Origin of the sequence: Streptomyces sp. BBFR2, assembly GCF_044497305.1 — a bacterium.
Taxonomy (GTDB): domain Bacteria; phylum Actinomycetota; class Actinomycetes; order Streptomycetales; family Streptomycetaceae; genus Streptomyces.
In genome coordinates, this window is record NZ_CP172415.1 from 4,645,454 (window position 1) to 4,661,774 (window position 16,321).

General features: G+C 72.1%; 11 protein-coding genes. 5 read left to right on the top strand and 6 right to left on the bottom strand.

Features of this window, described 5'->3' with window-relative positions:
- Positions 1–56: 56 nt before the first annotated feature.
- Together ACGH2B_RS18900 and ACGH2B_RS18905 are read right to left on the bottom strand one after the other, a co-directional pair.
- Positions 57–1,202 (bottom strand): terpene synthase family protein, encoded by a 1,146-nt coding sequence (locus ACGH2B_RS18900; RefSeq protein ID WP_399090832.1) that lies wholly within the window; start codon positions 1,200–1,202, stop codon positions 57–59.
- Between the two features lie 2 nt (positions 1,203–1,204).
- Positions 1,205–2,116, bottom strand: coding sequence for an SAM-dependent methyltransferase (locus ACGH2B_RS18905; protein ID WP_399090835.1), 912 nt, complete (start codon positions 2,114–2,116; stop codon positions 1,205–1,207).
- Positions 2,117–2,584: 468 nt separating this feature from the next.
- Between ACGH2B_RS18905 and ACGH2B_RS18910 the strand changes: the two genes are divergently transcribed.
- A complete protein-coding gene (locus ACGH2B_RS18910) occupies positions 2,585–4,771 on the top strand; it encodes a tetratricopeptide repeat protein (RefSeq protein ID WP_399090838.1) in 2,187 nt (728 codons plus the stop codon).
- A gap of 208 nt (positions 4,772–4,979) precedes the next feature.
- On the opposite strand, the gene ACGH2B_RS18915 is transcribed toward ACGH2B_RS18910, so the two are convergent.
- Entirely contained in the window at positions 4,980–6,947 is a 1,968-nt protein-coding gene (locus tag ACGH2B_RS18915) for a hypothetical protein (RefSeq protein WP_399090841.1), read from the bottom strand.
- A 331-nt stretch (positions 6,948–7,278) separates the two neighbouring features.
- The gene (locus ACGH2B_RS18920) at positions 7,279–8,202 is read right to left on the bottom strand and encodes a GNAT family N-acetyltransferase (protein ID WP_399090844.1); all 924 of its coding nucleotides are present in this window, start codon (positions 8,200–8,202) and stop codon (positions 7,279–7,281) included.
- Between the two features lie 883 nt (positions 8,203–9,085).
- Between ACGH2B_RS18920 and ACGH2B_RS18925 the strand changes: the two genes are divergently transcribed.
- Positions 9,086–10,468, top strand: coding sequence for a tyrosine-type recombinase/integrase (locus tag ACGH2B_RS18925; protein ID WP_399090847.1), 1,383 nt, complete (start codon positions 9,086–9,088; stop codon positions 10,466–10,468).
- Between the two features lie 22 nt (positions 10,469–10,490).
- On the opposite strand, the gene ACGH2B_RS18930 is transcribed toward ACGH2B_RS18925, so the two are convergent.
- Entirely contained in the window at positions 10,491–11,633 is a 1,143-nt protein-coding gene (locus ACGH2B_RS18930) for a Fic family protein (RefSeq protein ID WP_399090850.1), read from the bottom strand.
- A gap of 413 nt (positions 11,634–12,046) precedes the next feature.
- Here ACGH2B_RS18930 and ACGH2B_RS18935 point away from each other — a divergent pair, with 413 nt between their 5' ends.
- From ACGH2B_RS18935 to ACGH2B_RS18945, 3 genes are all read left to right on the top strand, one after another.
- Complete coding sequence (locus ACGH2B_RS18935) at positions 12,047–12,169, top strand: hypothetical protein (protein WP_399090853.1); 123 nt, start codon at positions 12,047–12,049, stop codon at positions 12,167–12,169.
- A gap of 66 nt (positions 12,170–12,235) precedes the next feature.
- Positions 12,236–12,445, top strand: a complete 210-nt coding sequence (locus tag ACGH2B_RS18940) for a hypothetical protein (RefSeq protein ID WP_399097116.1) — start codon at positions 12,236–12,238, stop codon at positions 12,443–12,445.
- A 144-nt stretch (positions 12,446–12,589) separates the two neighbouring features.
- On the top strand, positions 12,590–14,623 hold the full coding sequence (locus ACGH2B_RS18945; RefSeq protein ID WP_399090856.1) for an N-6 DNA methylase: 2,034 nt from the start codon (positions 12,590–12,592) through the stop codon (positions 14,621–14,623).
- Between the two features lie 31 nt (positions 14,624–14,654).
- Here ACGH2B_RS18945 and ACGH2B_RS18950 read toward each other — a convergent pair whose 3' ends face one another.
- Positions 14,655–16,220, bottom strand: coding sequence for a serine/threonine-protein kinase (locus ACGH2B_RS18950; protein WP_399090859.1), 1,566 nt, complete (start codon positions 16,218–16,220; stop codon positions 14,655–14,657).
- Between the last annotated feature and the right edge of the window lie 101 nt (positions 16,221–16,321).

Sequence of the window (16,321 nt, forward strand, 5' to 3'; positions counted from 1 at the left end):
AGGTGCCGCCGTTCCGTCGTTGGCGGGGGCGTCCCGGTGGGGGCGGGACACCACGCTCAGGGAGCGCCGGGGGACGTCAGTTGCTCCCACCACCAGGCGATCGCCGGAACCCGCGGTGCGTCCGTCGAAGGATCGCTGGGCGTGTCCCGGTAGGTGACGTGGAACGACGCGCCCGGTACCGGCAGCGGATTGCGGTTGCGGGGGCTGGCGAAGCGCGGGGCCGCGTTCTGCCAGACGATGCATCCGGCGATGTAGTCGCCGAGCAGTTCCAGGTAGCGGAGCATCATCGGGTCGCCGCCTGCGGCGAGTTGGTCGCGCAGCCGGAGGAAGAGGGTCATCGCCCGGTCGCGCAGCCCGACCGCTTCGGCCAGCGCCTCGGCCGGGGTGCGGCCCCGCTCGTGCGCGATGACGTTGACGAGGTTCTGCTCGGGGAACTTCAGGTGGTCCTCCTTGGCGTAGGAGAACAGGTCGTTGTCGCTGCTGACGATGAAGCCCGCGGCGTCGGTCGCGGCCTGGACCGCCGGAGAGCAGAGCACATCGGGCGGCAGGTCGACGCCGTTGGCCGCCTCGCTCCAGGTGAGGGAGAAGCGGGTGCCGTTGAGCGAGACGGTCATACCGGCGAAGTCGTTGAGGCACGGCATGGCACGGCGCTCGGTGTTGCTGGTCTGCCAGGCGGAGGCGAACAGCCAGTCCCGGGTGCCGTCGATGAACCGGCGCAGTTGCCAGGGGCTGAGGAGCGCCCTGGTCCGTTCCACCAGATCGTGCAGCGCGTCGGTCACCGGGCCGGGGGGCGCCATCGACGAGCCCGGGTACTCCAGGGCGCGGACCATCCGGATGCCGGCGTCGACGGCCTTGCCGGAGGCGGTGGCGTTGCTGCCGGAGTCGAGCCAGTCGTCGACCGTGTAGGCCCAGTAGTTCCACAGCATGAACATGAACAGGTACTCCGGCTCACCACGCGGGATGAGCAGGCTGCTGAACCGCGCGCTGTCGGTGGCCAGCCCCCACGCGCGTTCCGTGGGGTCGGGGTAGAGACCGTGGCCGTCGATCCATTCCAGGGCGCGCCGTTCCAGCTCGGCGTAGTGCGGGTGGATGTCGCCGAGGGTCGCGATCGGGCAGTAGAACGGCGGGAGTTGCCAGCCGATGGGGGAGGGCCGGGAGCGGTCCCCGTCGGGGGCGGTACGGGTGTCGGGGGCGACGCTCATGATCAGTTGCCTCCCAGGCGGAAGAGCAGCAGCCGGGTCTCGACCGCGTGGTCACGCCAGATGCGGAACAGCTTGCCGTGGGTGCGCTCCGACTCCAGCAGCCGGTCGCGGGCGATGGGGGAGGGCACGCCCGTACGGTCCATCGTCTCCACCTCCGCGGTGCTCCAGGCCATCGACTGCATCCAGAACTCCGCGACGCGGTCGGTGATGTCCTCGTCCTGCTCCAGCTCCAGACCGGCCGCGTGGGCGGCGGTGATGTACTCGGTCAGGGTGCCCAGGCGGGTCTTGTAGTAGCCGTCGATGAACTCGGTCCACTCCGGGCGGCACAGGAAGTGCTCCTGGATGCCGAACCAGCCGCCCGGATTGAGGGCCTTGGCCACGACGGCGAACAGCCGCTCGCGGTCCATGTAGCCGGAGCTTTCGATGGCCACGGCGCCGTCGTAGCGGTTCTCGTCGGTCAGGTCGTGGACGTCGCCGAGCACTGGCGTGATCCGGTCGCCGACTTCGGCCTGCCGTGCGAAGTCGGCGATGACCGGTATGTGTTCGCCGGTGACGGTGATTCCGGTGACCTGGGCGCCGTACGTCTGCGCCCAGTAGATCGAGCCGCCGCCGACGCCGCAGCCGATGTCGAGGAGGTGACCGGGCGGGTTGCGCGGTACGTCCCAGAGTCCGGCGGCGTGGTCGAGCACGGCTTCCTGCGATTCGACGATGCGCCGCCGGAGGACGCGCTGCGCGACCGTGGTGTTGGGGTGGTCACCTTCGGCAAATATCCCCATATGGAAGTGCACACGTGGCCCGGGGCCGTATTTGTGCAGGATGTCGGAGGTCTTGCGCGTGTAGTAGAGGGGGACCTGCTTCTCGTCGAACCCGGACCGGCCGGGGACGGCCGCGTCGATGACGAGGTTGTTGTCCATGCTTCATCTCCGAGGGGCAGACAGTCCGGTGCGCCGGTAGCATCCGGCGCCCCGGTCAGGGGGTAGGCCGGAACCAGACAGTCCGGGCCCACACGGTCTGCCCGGTAATGATCATTCGCAATCTGGTTACGGACCTCACGTGACCAGAGTCATATGCAAACAAGCCAAAGATAAACATTTCTCGGCGAGGCGGACGCGGTCAACCCGTCGTTCGGTAAGGCGAAATGGCGTCAGAACGCGGAGAGAGTACGGGAATGGACGGGGCGTCAGTTGTGCCCGGAGTGGACCGTGTGACACCTGGGGTGAGGTCTCGGCCGAAGCGTGTTCCGGGTGGGCGCCGCTCGCGGCAGGATGTGCGGGAGGACGCGGCGCGCGGAGGTTCGCCACTACCGTGGAGCGCAGGCGGAGATACGGATCGGCACGGCCGCCCGGCAGGGATGCGGGGCGACGTACGGGGGGAGTGACGGCATGCTGGATCCCACGTCGATGGGGGCGGTTTCGGCCCTGCTGTCCACCATGGCGGCGTCCATGGCGACAGAAGCGGGCAAACGTGGCTGGGAATCGCTCGGCGCGCTCGCCCGCCGGATCACGGGACGCGAGGTCCCCGCGCCGGTCGGGGCAGGTGAGCGCGACGAACTGGCGGCGGCACTGGCCGGCGCCGCCGCCGACGATCCCGAGTACGCCCGCGCCCTCGGCGTCCTCTTCCGCACCGCGCCCGTCCGCGTCCGGCCGACGGAGGTCCCGCGCCGGCTCCCCGCCACCGTGCGTTTCTTCACCGACCGCCGCCTGCCCCTCAAACAGCTCGACAAGGAGGCCGGGCGCAAGGCGGACGGTCTGCCCCGCGTCGCCGTCGTGTACGGGCCCGCCGGCATCGGCACCAGCGCCGTGCCCATCCACTGGGGCAGCCGGAACGCCCACCGCTTCCCGGACGGTCAGCTCTACCTCGACCTGCGGGCCGGCGGCGGTCTCGACGCCCCCGCCGCGCTCCGCCGTTTCCTGCGCGCCCTGGGCGTGGACGACAAGGACGTACCGCCCGCCGCCGAGGACCGTATCGATCTCTTCCGCACCCTCGTCGCGGACCGCCGGCTGCTCGTCGTCCTCGATCACGCCCGCTCCGCCGCGCAGGTCGGGCCGCTGCTGACGGGCGCGCCCGGCGTCTTCACCGTCGTCGTCGCGCGCCGTCCGCTCGCCGGGCTCGACGCCGTGCCCGTACCGGTCGGGCCGCTCGACGCCAAGGACGCGCGCTCCCTCCTCGGCGATCTCACCGGACTGCGGTGGCGCGGCGACGAGGCGGCCGTGCTCCAGGACATCCTCGACCGGTGCGGCGGCTACCCGCACGCCCTGCGGACCGCCGCCGCCTCCCTGGATCTGGCGCGGGAGCCCGGCCCGGACGGTGGGGCGCCGCCCCTCGGGCTGCCCGCCGCGGGCGACCTCGATCCGGTGCGCGCCGCCGTCGACGGCGCCTACCGGGCGCTCCCCGCGGACGCCGCCCGGCTCCACCGGCTGCTGGCGCTGCACCCCTGGCCGGCCATCGGCCCCGCGCAGGCGGCGGCCACCGCGGAGATCACCGAGACGGAGGCGGAACGTCTCCTGGGGACGCTGGCCGAGCGCGGCCTGCTGGAGACCCGGGACGGGGTGCGCTACCACCACCGCCCCCTCGTCCGGCAGCACGCGGAGGCGCTCGCCGCCCAGGAGGACCGGCCCGCCGGGTGTGCCGCGGCCGTCGCCCGTACGGTGACCTGGGCCCTGCGTCTGGCGGTTCCCGCCGACCGTGCCGCCCTGCCGGAGCGCTGGCATCTCGGCCCGCTCTACGGTCTGCTGCCGCCGGGCCCGTACGACGGTCCCCGGGCGGCGCTGGGCGTCCTGGACTGCGAGCTGCCCACGCTGGTGGCGGCGGTGTCGGCGGCGGAGGCGTACGGGGATCACGACAGCGTCTGGCAGTTGTGCGAGGCGCTGTGGGCGGTGCAGCTCAAGGCCGGGCGCCACGAGGAGGTCCTGCCGGCGCTGCGGGCGGGCGTCCGCGCGGCCCGCGCCCTGGCCCCCGGGGCCGACGGCGCTCCGGGGCCCGAGGTGTCCGGCGGACCGGCCGGGGTGCGGGCCCGGATGCACACCCAACTCGCCCTGGCCCTGACGGAGCAGGGCGCCGGCCACTTCGCCGAGGCCGAGGAGGAGCTGCGGGACGCGGCCCGGGCCGCATCGTCGGCCGGGCACCGTCTCGGGCAGGCCACCGCGGTGGAGACCCTGGGCCTGCTGCGGCTGCGGCAGTGGCGGTACGCCGAGGCGCTGGAACTGTTCGAGGAGGCCGACGCCGTCCTCGTCACCGTCCCGGAGGGCGGCGAGGGCCGTGGTGACGTCCCGCGCGCCCGCGCCCTGCTGGAGCGCCACCGGGGCCGGGCGCTGCGCGGTCTGGGCCGTTACGACGAGGCCACGCGGTGGCTGGAGCAGGCCCTGGAGTTCTTCCGTACCGCGGACGACTACAACGCCGCCCGTGCCCTCACCGACCTCGGGGAGGTGTGCGGCGAGGCCGGGCGGCCGGAGGAAGCGCGGGCCCGCTTCGAGGAGGCCGCCGGGCTGCTCGGCGACGGCGGCGCGGGGTACCACCTGATCCGCCTGCGGGAGCTGCGCGAGACCGTCGAGGGGGACGGGGAGCGGTAGCGGGGGCGGTCCGGGGCTGCGGGCACCCGGCCCCCGGAGCGGCCGCGGCACCGGTTGCCGTCGTGTGCCGGGGCGGCCGCGCCGTTCTCCGGGCGGGCCGTCCCCCCGCCGTGGTCACCCGAGGGTTACGGACCGGTCGCGGTCCTGGCTGCCGTCGTCTATCGGGGCGGCCCCGCCGTTCTCCGGTCCGGCGGGGCCTTAGCGGCGCTCACCCGAGGGCGCCGTCCGCCGCAGGGCCGGCCGGGGCGACCGTCACCCGGTGGCGGGCCCGTGCCGTCCGTACCGTCAGGCCGTTCGCGATCAGGCTCCGCGGTGTGGCGCCGGCGGACAGGCAGGCGAACAGCGCCGAGGCGTGGGCGGCGGGGTCGGTGGCCGCGGCGTCGGCGGTGAGGGTGAGGGTGACGCCGGTACGGGTGCGGACGGTGCAGGTGCCGGGGGCGCTGACGTAGCAGGCGAGGGCGGAGTGCGGGTGGCGGGCCAGCACCTCGGCGCACCATGCCGCGGGCGGGCCCAGCCGGGGATCGCCGTCCGGACCGTGGCGGAAGATCACATCCGCCGCGGCCACCGCCGCCCGGTCCGCGGTGTCCTCGTGCGCCGCCGTGTGCGCCTGGACGGGGACGTCGCCCCGCCCCTCCGTGTCCCCCTCCGCCTCCTCCGGTTCGTACGACGGCTCCGCGTAGCGGCGCAGCGCCACCTCGTACGGGCCGAGGAGCCGGGTCAGGACGCGGAGCACGGTGGTGTGGTGCGGCGGGTCGTACGCGGGCAGCGGCAGGGGGTCGAGGAGGGCGGGGGCGTCGGGTTCGGTCAGGCCGAGGAGGTCGTGGAAGAGGGTGCGCAGGAGGGCGGCCGACTTACCGGGGGCGGAGGTGGTGAGGGCGGCGGGCCCCGGGTGCGGGCGGTGGGTGGCGATCGCGGTTTCGAACTGCGGGCGCAGCGGCCGGAGCGGGTCGAGGCGGGGTGCGGTGCGGACGAAGTCGGCGACGGGTGAGGCGGGGTCGAGGCCGTCGAGCGGGGCGGCGCCGAGGAGGACGGGGGTGCCGAGCGCGGCGGCGTAGTAGGTGACCGAGCCGTGGTCGCCGAGGACGAGGTCGGCCGCGAGGAGCGCCTGGCGCCAGTCGGTCAGCGGGTCGAGGAGTGCCAGACCGCCGCGGCACGCCCGCTCCAGCCAGGCCCGCACCTGGCCGGGGCCGTGGCCGTGCCAGATGTTGGGGTGGAGGACGGCGGCGAGGCGGTAGTCGTCGGCGGGGAGTTCGCCGGTCAGGCGGGGGAGGAGCGAGGGCAGCAGATCATCGCCGCCGTCGCCGAAGAGCGAGGCCGGATTCCAGGTGGAGTTGAGGACGACGAGCCGTTGCCCGTCGCGCAGACCGAGGGCCCGGCGGTAGCGGTCGCGGTAGGGACGGGCGTCCAGCATCCGGTCGAAGCAGGGATCGCCGGCGAGGACGGCGGTGTGCGCCGCGTCCGGACACGCGGCCCGCAGCCGCGTGAGCTGTTCCGGATGCGAGAGCACCATGGCGTCCGCGACCGGCTTCCCGTCGACGAGCAGCCACGCGTCCGACATTCCGAACACCGGGTCCGGCGTCCGGCGTCCGGCGTCCGGCGTCCGGCGTCCGGCGTCCGGCGTCCGGCGTCCGGCGTCCGGCGTCCGGCGTCCGGCGTCCGGCGTCCGGCGTCCGGCGTCCGGCGTCCGGCGTCCGGCGTCCGGCGTCCGGCGTCCGGCGTCCGGCGTCCGGCGTCCGGCGTCCGGCGTCCGGCGTCCGGCGTCCGGCGTCCGGCGTCCGGCGTCCGGCGTCCGGCGTCCGGCGTCCGGCGTCGCCAGTGTTTTATTATATCCGACACCGTGTGACAAAACGGCCAACTTTCCGCAAATTTCATGGAGTTGGCCGCCGAAGCTGGCGGAGACGGCGAGGTCCACCCGCGTCCGCAGTGCCTGTGTCCAGGGGAGTACGGGGACCCCGACCTCGGCCAGCAGCTCCGGTACGCCGGCCTGGAAGGGGGAGGAGCCGGTGCAGGTGGCCAGCAGTTGGACGCGCCAGTCGCGGAGCAGCGGCAGGACGTCGAGCAGCCGGGTCGCGGAGGTCACGTTGTGCACCACGAGCAGCACCCGCCGCACCGACCCCCGGGTGTCCCACCGCCCCGCCTCGGCGCCCACGGGTACCCGTATCCACGCGTCGCTCACTGGTCCCCCTCCGTCGCCTGCGTCCGCCCGCACAAGGCGCCGCCTCACCCCGCCCGCCCCGGCCCGCCGGGTCCGGCGCAAGGGGTCATGATCTCATCGGGCGTCACTTCGTGTGGGGCGGCGGGGCGATGGGGCGGGAGGGGCGTACCGCGCGCCCGGAACGGGCGGAGGTGCTTCCCGTCGGAGACCCCTCCGCGGAGGGCCGGGGCCCGGGGGGTCGCGGGTCCGGGCCACCGGCCGCTCGCGGTTCTCCCGGACCGCTTCGTACGGGCCCTTCTCCGGCGCTTGTCGCGGCTTCGCCGAGCCCGGCGAAGCCGGTGGTGGGCCCGGCCTACGGGGTAGGGGACTTCGCCGAGTTCCTGCAGCGGCCGGGGGCGGAGGGCGCCGATCTGGCTCGGGCGACGGAGGGCGGCGGGCCCGATGGGCAGGGAGCCGGCACGGGAGCCGGGGACTGAGGCGACCCCGGCCGGTCGTCGTGCGGCCGGAAGGTGTAGCCCTTCCTCTCTTCCGTGCCCCGGGGAGAGAGCGGCTTTGCGAACCAGAGGTGCGCGTAGGGCTCGTCGTTGAAGGCGGGAATCTCGACGTAGCCGCTGCTCCGGTAGAGACGGATGGCACCCTTCAGCGCGTTGTTGGTTTCGAGTCGTATCAGGTCCCTGCCGCGCCGGGCGGCGTGTCCCTCCAGCTCGGCAAGGAGGCGCCGCGCGAGGCCGAGCCCTCTGGCGCGGGGGCTGATCCACAGCCGTTTGATCTCCGCGGGCGCTCCGGCCGGGAGTTTGAGGCCGGCGCACCCCACCGGCGTGCCGTGCAGCCGGACGACGAGGAACAGCCCGCGTGGTGCACGCAGGGCTTCAGGGTCGAGCAGCAGGCTGTTCGCGGGGTCGAAGCCCCCGTCGAGGAGTCCGTTCATCTCGGAGACGTAGGAGCCCAGGCAGCGCACCGCGTCCGGATGGTCCGGATCGAGTACGTCCACGGAGACCGCCGGGGCGGCGGAGGGCGGCAGTTGACCGGCGTCCGCCAGGGCCCGAGTCACCCGCTCCCGCTGCCGGGCGGCGAGAGGGCTGAGGGGAGGCGCGGCGAGTGCCCCGCCACGGTCGCCGGGCAGGACACCGGCCTCCGGTCCGGCTTCGGCCAACTGCGCGGTGCCTGCCGTGCGGCAGTGTCCCTCAAGCCTCCCGGTGCCGTCGTACGCCGGTGCTTCGGGGCCCGCATCCGGGCTGCGGAGTGTTCCGCGGCGCGGGTCGATCCGCTCAGACATCCCTGAACTCCCTCTGTGTCCCCACTCTTCGTGGGTGGAGCCGTGATTCACGGGGCGGGACCGGCGGACGCCGCCGACGACGATGGCGGGGCTTCCGGACGCGTGATCAGGGAGTGCGCCCACGGGGCGCCGGCCCGACGGGGCGGAACATGATCAACCGTATGTGCGGTCCCAGGCACAGAGTGTCACTGGCTTGAAAGTGCCCACACCCCCATATGGATGTAGCGCACACCGATGCGGGTTGGTATAGCGCGACCTGCACTTTCCTCGCGGTCGCCGACCAACCCCCTACCCCGCCCGGACGCGCTGAATCAGCCACCCGGAACCGCCGCCGCGGCTCCGGCGGCCGCCGCGCCGCCGCGGCTCTTCCCGTCCCGCCTCGGCGCCCGCGCCTGCGCCGACGCCGGGCCTACTCGCCCCCCGGCCTTGCCGAAGCCTTCGCGCGGACCTCGCGGTCTGCCCCCCCTGGCCAGCAAAAAGACCCTCCCGAAGGAGGGTCTGACGCCGAGCGCCCCCGGCAGGACTCGAACCTGCGGCCAAGTGCTTAGAAGGCACCCAGTCCACTCCCGTTCCTATCCTTCTGACCTGCGCTTTTGGCAGTCTGTGGCATATCGTCAGGCTTTTCGGGGGACGCTTGGGGGACGACCTTGCTCGGCCGAGCCGTCTGGTTGGGGCGGGGCGCGAGGGGTTCGCGAGCCGCGTCTGCATTGGCGGGCCGCCAGGGCCGCGACCGCTTGAGGGGCCATGTGAGGTGTCAGCGAGGAAGGGCCCCATCGGGCACCTCCTGTCGGTGGGATCATGGAGGTAGAGCCCGCAGTAGCCCCCGATGCGTGGGTCTCCGCGAGGTCGGCACCGAAGGCAGGGCTGGATCGAGGTGTGGACGATGGACACCACATTCGACGTCAGGGTGTGGCAGATCGAGAGAGGCTCCGGACACCAGCGCGAGTCGTACGGGGTGCGTTGGTCCGTCGCGGGGAAACGCCACCGTAAGTCATTCCAGACGTTTGCGTTGGCCGATGGTTTCCGCGCGGAGCTGGTGACTGCGACGCACGTCGGCGAGCCGTTCAATGTGTCGACGGGCCTGCCGGAGCGGCATGAGCCGAGAGCATCCTTGGTTGGGTGGTACGACTTCGCTATCGAGTTCGCGGATGCCCAGTGGCCGCGGGTTTCGGCGAACCACCGGAGGAACACCGCTCGCACGCTGATGATCGTCACGACCGCGTTGATGGACCGAGATCCACCCGGTGTCCCCTCTTGCCGGGTGCGTACGTCGCTGGATAATTGGGCGTTCAACACCGGTCGCCGTGATGGTGCGCCGGAGGATGTCGCTGCGGTACTCGGTTGGGTGCGACGGCACACTCCGGCCATGGACACCTGGACCGATCCGCTCGTGGTGCAGGACGTGTTGCTGGTACTGGGGACGCTGTTGGACGGCAGAAGGGCGGCGGCCTCATCCGTGAAGCGGCATCGGCGGATTCTGAATTTGGTGATGAGGTACGCGATTTCCCGCGGGATTCTGGTGTCCGATCCGCTGCCCAAGGGGCGAGGGCAGGTGCCGCGGACCGGTGGTGCGATTGATCGTCGCCATCTGCTCAATGCGGAGCAGATGGCGGAGTTGCTCGACTGGATAAGGGATCGGCCGCGAGGTGGGCGGAGGCTGCATGCGTTCTTCGCCACGCTGTATTCCACGGGGCTGCGGCCGGAAGAGGCTGTTGCACTGCGCGTCTCAGACGTCGTCGCGCCGGGCCCGGGGGAGAGTCAGTGGGCCGAGATCGTGGTGCACGCTGCCGAGCCTGAGATCGGGCGTACGTGGACCGATAGCGGAACCCGGCATGATCAGCGGCATCTCAAAGGCAGAGCCGAGGGGGAAACGCGCATAGTTCCGTGCCCACCCGGCCTCATTCGCATATTGCGGGCGCACATTCAGGAGTCACGCTTGCGCCCCGGCGATCGTCTCTTCTCCGGGGAGCGTGGCGGAGTCCTTGCGGGCTCCGTCTACCGCCGCACATGGGGCCACGCTCGCAGCGAGATCTTGCCCCCGCATGTTTACGCATCACCGACGGGACGACGTGTTTACGACCTGCGGCACACCCAACTGACGACATGGCTGAACAACGGCATCCCACCTGCGCAAGTGGCCGAATGGGCCGGCACCAGCGTGGCCATGCTGTTTGCCGCTTACGCGCAGTGCATCAGCGGCCAAGAACAAGGTCTGCGGCAGCGGCTCGACGAGATGCAGGACATCTCGGCCGGCTTGGCGGCGTAAGCGCCGATGGTGGTGGGGTGGGTCAGTGCTCCCGCCGGTAGGGATCTTTGTACGGCTCCATGGACTGGCGGACCTCGTCCCGGACCGGGTCCATGAGGGGCCCGGGGGCGTAGTAGCGGGCGCGGGCCTTGCCGTGAGGGACGAGCCAACCGCGGGCGACGAGCTCCCGGATGTCGCGGATGGCTTGCTGGTCGCTGAGGTCGGCGTCCTGCTGGTAGACGGTGCGGCGTACCTTCGCGTCCGAGAACGCGGGCAGCAGGGCGTAGACGACCCGTTCGTCCAGGCCGGCCGCTTCGACGCCTTCGACCAGGCGGGTCCAGGCTCGCGACATGACGTCGAAGCGGCGCTGGGCCTGCTGGGCCTGGCGATGGTGGGCGGTCAGGCAGAACCGGATCCAGGGCCGGGTGTCCCGCTCGGGGCTCCAGTGCGGGCCGCCCACGTCTTCCAGGATCTGGTAGTAGGCGTACGTGTTCTGCCCCCGGCCGAGCCATTCCTCAATGGAGGAGAACTCGGGCGGCACCAGAGCCTCGCGGGAGAAGACCAGGGTGGACAGGGCGCGGGACATGCGCCCGTTGCCGTCCTTCCATGGGTGGATCTTGACGAGGTTGAGATGGGCCATGGAGGCGCGGACGTGGACGGGTGCGCCGAGGTCGCCCTCGTTGAGCCAGTCGATGAACTCTGCCATCAGAGCGGGAACGTCCGCTTGGTCCGGTGCGGTGTAAGCGGGGACGAGGGGGTCGTCGGGGCTGGTGACGTAGACGGGTCCGTCGCGCCAGCGGCCGGGGCGTTTGTCGAGGTGGTGGCCCTGGAGCATGAAGTGCAGGCCGTTGAGCAGGCCGGCGTCGTACCGGAAGTCGTCTCCGGCGTCGGCGAGGGCCTGGATGTAGGTCATACCGCGCTGGTAGCCCTCCAGCTCGGCACGCGTCTTCTCCCCGGTCTCCAGGGGTTCCTCACCGGACATGAGGGCTTCTACGTCGTCGACCGTCGCCGCGTATCCCTCGATGGTGTTCGACCCGGCGATCGCACGGGCGGTGAGGTTGCGGCGCAGCTGGCGGGTCCAGCGTGGGGTGGCCCGGAGCATGTGCCGCAGGGAGCGGCGCATGCTCTCGATCTCTTCGAGGGCCCGCTGGTCGTCGGCGTTCAGGGAGGGAGTTGCGTACAGCATGACTCCATGATGCAATAATTATGTCATCAAGTCAATCTTGTCCGGCTAGATGGATTGGATCTCTCGCCCCAGCCGTTCCCTCGCGGTGAGCAGGTTTACGGCAGCCGTGCGGCCCCCCGCGCGCCCATGGTGCAGGTAGGGGGTGTCGGCTTCAGCTCGGCCGCCCTGGCCGTGGGGGCCTTGCCCATGGGCGGACGGGGCGCGCGACTTCGTCTCAACTACCGCTTTACTGAGGAGATCCTGCGCTGGTCGCGGGCGCTCCTCAATGGAGAACCGGTGACCGACCTGACCGGTGACGCACCGGATTCGCTTTCCGGGTACCGGTCCCTGCTGCACGGGTAGCGGCCCGTGTGCGAGGGCACGGGGCGGAAGCGGCCGAGGCCGACGCGGTCGTGCGCACGGTGGGCGCGTGGGTGGCAGCCGGGGTCGCGCCGTCCGAGATCGCGGTCTGTGCCCGCTTCCACACGCAGGCCGCGCGGATCGGCGACCGGCTCGCCCGGGCTGGACTGTCCGTGGTGCGGGTCAAGGACGGGTAGCCCGATGACGCGCCCGGGGTCCGGGTGTCGAGCCTGCACAGTCTGAAGGGCCTTGAGTTCCGCTGCGTGGTCGTTGCGGGAGTGACCGCGTCGGCGGTCCCGTTCACGCCGGCGGTGACACCGGTCGAGGTCGATCCTCTGCCGAACGCGACTGACCTTGCGGCCGAACGGTGTCTGCTGTTCGTCGCGAGCGCCCGGACGCGAGAGGCGCTGTACATGTCGTACAGCGGGCGGCCGAGTGGCTTCCTCGGCGGAGTGCGGGGGCAGAAAGGGTGATGGCTTCCGCCGCCCTGTGAACAAAGTCAATGCTTACGGTGGTCGTAGTAGTCTGCGGGACGCGCGGGAGGGGGAAAGTGGCTTGATCACGCGCCGGCGGGTGGGGTTCATTCGCATATTTTGAGTTACATCCAGGGAGTTCAGATGTCCACGCCCCGTGCTGTACCCGTGTCCCTGGCCGAAATCGCTCGTCTCGCGGGCGTCGGGCGGGCCGCCGTCAGCAACTGGCGGCGGCGTCATCCGTCGTTCCCCGCCCGCGTCGCCGGCACGGACGTGAACCCCCAGTTCTCCCTCACCGAGATCGAGAACTGGCTCCGCGAGAACAAGAAGCTCAAGCGGTCCGCCGAACGCGAGTGGCTCTGGCCCCGCTTCGAGGCGCTCGGCGGACGGGACGAGACGGGGGCGGCGATCGCCGAGGTGGGCAGGCAGCTCGCCGGGCGGGGCACGGCGGGGGAGCCCGCGAGCTCGGAAGGGTCCGCGTACCCGGAGGAGGCGGTGGACCTGATCGAACGGGCCGTGGACCTCGGGCGACGTGAGGGGGGCCCGGAGACCTTCGCGTTCCTGCTGCGCCGCTGGCTCGACGTCCACGTACGCCAGATCGCCACGACCCCCGAACCGCTCGCCGCGCTCATGGCGGAACTCGCCACCCGCCTCGCCCCCGTCGACGGCGGCCTGGCGGCGCTGGACCCAGCCTGTGGCACCGGCCACCTCCTGATGGCCGCAGCCGAGGAGAGGGGTGGCGGGGCGGCACTGTCCCTGCTCGGCGGTGACCGTGACCCCGTCCTCGCGGCGCTTGCCGAAGCACGCCTGAACCTCGCCGAGCAGGCACCGCGGACAGAGCCCGCCTCCATCGACGTACGCGCGGGGGACTCTCTGCGCGACGACCCGTTCGCCGACGTCCCCGCCGACATCGTGCTGTGCAACCCGCCGTTCAACGAACGCGACTGGGGGTACGAGGAGCTGGCCACGGACGCTCGCTGGAGCCATGGGCTGCCACCGCGTACCGAACCCGAACTCGCCTGGGTCCAGCACTGCCTGGCCGGATTGCGGCCGGGCGGCGCGGCAGTGCTGCTGCTGCCCCCTGCCGTGGCGGCGCGCAAGGCCGGTCGGCGCATCCGTGGGTCCCTGCTGCGCACCGGCCAGCTGAAGGCCGTCGTGGCGCTGCCGCCGGGGTGCGCCGCGCCGCACAGTGTCTCCCTGCACCTGTGGGTGCTACGGGCGCCCGCTGCAGGCGATGAGCCGGCCGTGGGCGGTCATCTGCTGGTGGCCGACGGAGTGTCCCGCTTCCCCCGGGACCCGGGCCGTGAATGGGCCCCCGACTGGCCGGCGATCGGTGACTTCCTGCGCGAGGCTGTGGGGGGGACGGGCGCGGCCGAGGAGTCCCCCCATGTGCGGCGCGTACCCGTCATCGAGCTGCTCGACGACGAGGTCGACCTCACCCCGGGACGCCACATCACCCCGTCCCCGGCCGACAGTGCGCCCCGACTGGCCGCGTCCTGGCGGGAGTTCAAGGGCCTCACTGTCAAGGTGACCAAGTCCGCCCAGCTACTCGCGGCGCTCGAACTCGCCCCCGCCACACAGGACGCGCCCACGGCCACCACCGTCGCCGAACTGGCGCGGGCGGGGGTGCTCACCCTGCGCGGCGGCCAGCAGCCACCTGAGACGGCGGTCCGCACCGGGACGCCGTCCGCCGAGGACATCCCGCTCTTGACGGTTCCCGACCTCCTGTCGGGCGGCGCACCCAGAGGACATCTGGCTGCTGACGACCCGGCGCTGCGTGACGCCGTGATCGCCGAGCCAGGAGACCTCGTCGTGGTGGGAGTGGCGCGGGCCTTCTCCGCCTGGGTCCATGAAGGGGCACCCACCGCCCTGGGCCCTCAACTGCACGCCGTGCGGGTACAGCCCGAGCAGCTGGACGCCTGGTTCCTCGCCGGTTCGCTGCGCGCCCCGGCCAACGTTCGCCAGGCCGGGACCCACACGACGAGCTCCTCCCGCATCGATGTGCGCCGCCTCCAGGTCCGCCAGGTGCCGCTGCGCGAACAGCGGCGCTACGGTGCGGCGTTCCGCGAACTCGCCGCCTTCGAACAGCTGGCGCGACGCACCGCCGAGCTCGGGGCGGACCTCGTCCACGACCTCGGCGACGAACTGGCGGCCGGGCGGCTCGTGGGCGGGGCGTAGCGCGTCCGGCGGCGCAAGCCGACGGAGCGCGTCACGGCGCCTCGCCGTCCGACCGGATCCGCGAGGCATCACGACCGTCCGCGTCCGCGAGCCGGGCCGAGAGCTGGGCGTCGACCTCACGCCGTACGGACTCGACCTGCACGGCCTGTTCGTGCGGCAGGCCCGCAGCCGTGCGGCCCGCGGCTTCGACCGTGGCGACGGCGGCCTCCAGCTCACCGAAGGTGAGCCGGCATTCGGCCAGCCGCAACCGGACCTCCGCGCGCTCCGCCCGCTCGGCCGGACCGTCGCCGTGCAGGAGAGTGATGTCGATCCCCTCGTAGAGACGAGCCGCGGAGCCGAGGTCCCCGGCCAGACGAAGCCCGTCCGCCGCTCCCCGCCATACACGGCGCACCAGGGGGCGGCGCGCTCCCCACTCTGAGCGCACCCGCTCCGCGAGCGCGCTCAGACGATTGGCCGCGTCACCAGGCTCACCGGTGGCGATCTCCGACTCGGCCCGCGCGCACAGCAGTTCCACCGTGCGAGCGTCCAGCCACTCCACCTCGCCTGCCGCGGCGGACTGGGCAGGCGGTGCGGCGGGAGCGTGGCGGAACCGTACGGCCCGGTCCGCGGGTCGGCGAAGCGGCGCAGTGGCGTCGGGGTGGGTGCGCGGACGGGGCTCGGGGTCGCCGGGCTGCGGGCCGAGCGGTTCGAGGACCGCCAGGACCTCGTCCACGGGCGGTCGCTGTCCGGGCTGCTTGGCGAGCATGCGCAGCACGAGATCGTCGAGGGCGCCGGGAATGCCCGCGGAGTACACGCTTGGCGGCAACGGCTCCTCGTACAGGTGCCTCTCGGTCAGCCCGGCGTCCGCGCCGAGCGGGAACGGCGGGCGTCCCGTGAGCAGTTCATAGAAGACGCAGCCGAAGCAGTACACGTCCGTACGTGCGGTGGGCTCACGCTCCAGGAGCTGCTCCGGAGCCAGATAGCCGCGGGTGCCCAGGGTGGAACCGTGCGCGGTGTACCGGGTGGCGTCGGACCGGAGTGGTTTGGCGATGCCGAAGTCGATGAGGACGACCGCCCCCTCGTCGTCGATCATGATGTTGGCCGGCTTGATGTCCCGGTGCACGACGGGCAGCGTGTGCGCGCAGGTCAGCGCTCCCGCCATCTGCACGGCGACGGCGATCGCCGTCGCCAGTGGCAGCGGGGTGTGCTCGTCGAGGAAGGTCCGCAGACTCACCCCGGTCACCAGACGCATGACGATGTACGGCACACCACGGTGTGATCTGCTGTCGTACAGCTCCGTGATGCCCGGATGGTTGAGCGTGCCCAGGAGCGTGGCCTCGCGCCGGAACCGGGCGTTCCTGACGGCGAGTTCGGCCTCCCTCTCATCCGGGTCCAGGGCGTACAGGGCCTCGGAGTCGTGGCGCAGGAACTTCACCGCGACCTCGCGCCCCGCTGACATCGTGTCATCTTCGGAGGTCTCATGGTTCGGGGAGACCTCGCGGGCCCGCCAGACGTGGGCCATCCCGCCCTTGCCGAGCGACTCCACCAATTCATAGCGCCCGTCGATCAGATCACCCGTGCCGGGCCTGTACATCTCCGCGTACGAATCCGCGTCCACGCCGCGCCGCCCCTTCGTCCTTCCGCACCATCCGGCACAACAGACTAGCGTGAAGTCGATGCCTTGCTGGATCTTCGTGGACTCAGTTCACAGATGTATGT

What these genes read in the sequence shown, in the direction of transcription:
- ACGH2B_RS18905 (WP_399090835.1), bottom strand. Translation starts at nt 2,116, where the DNA reads ATGGACAACAACCTCGTCATCGACGCGGCCGTCCCCGGCCGGTCCGGG.
- ACGH2B_RS18945 (WP_399090856.1), top strand. Translation starts at nt 12,590, where the DNA reads ATGTCCACGCCCCGTGCTGTACCCGTGTCCCTGGCCGAAATCGCTCGT.
- ACGH2B_RS18925 (WP_399090847.1), top strand. Translation starts at nt 9,086, where the DNA reads ATGGACACCACATTCGACGTCAGGGTGTGGCAGATCGAGAGAGGCTCC.
- ACGH2B_RS18930 (WP_399090850.1), bottom strand. Translation starts at nt 11,633, where the DNA reads ATGCTGTACGCAACTCCCTCCCTGAACGCCGACGACCAGCGGGCCCTC.
- ACGH2B_RS18910 (WP_399090838.1), top strand. Translation starts at nt 2,585, where the DNA reads ATGCTGGATCCCACGTCGATGGGGGCGGTTTCGGCCCTGCTGTCCACC.
- ACGH2B_RS18900 (WP_399090832.1), bottom strand. Translation starts at nt 1,202, where the DNA reads ATGAGCGTCGCCCCCGACACCCGTACCGCCCCCGACGGGGACCGCTCC.
- ACGH2B_RS18920 (WP_399090844.1), bottom strand. Translation starts at nt 8,202, where the DNA reads ATGTCTGAGCGGATCGACCCGCGCCGCGGAACACTCCGCAGCCCGGAT.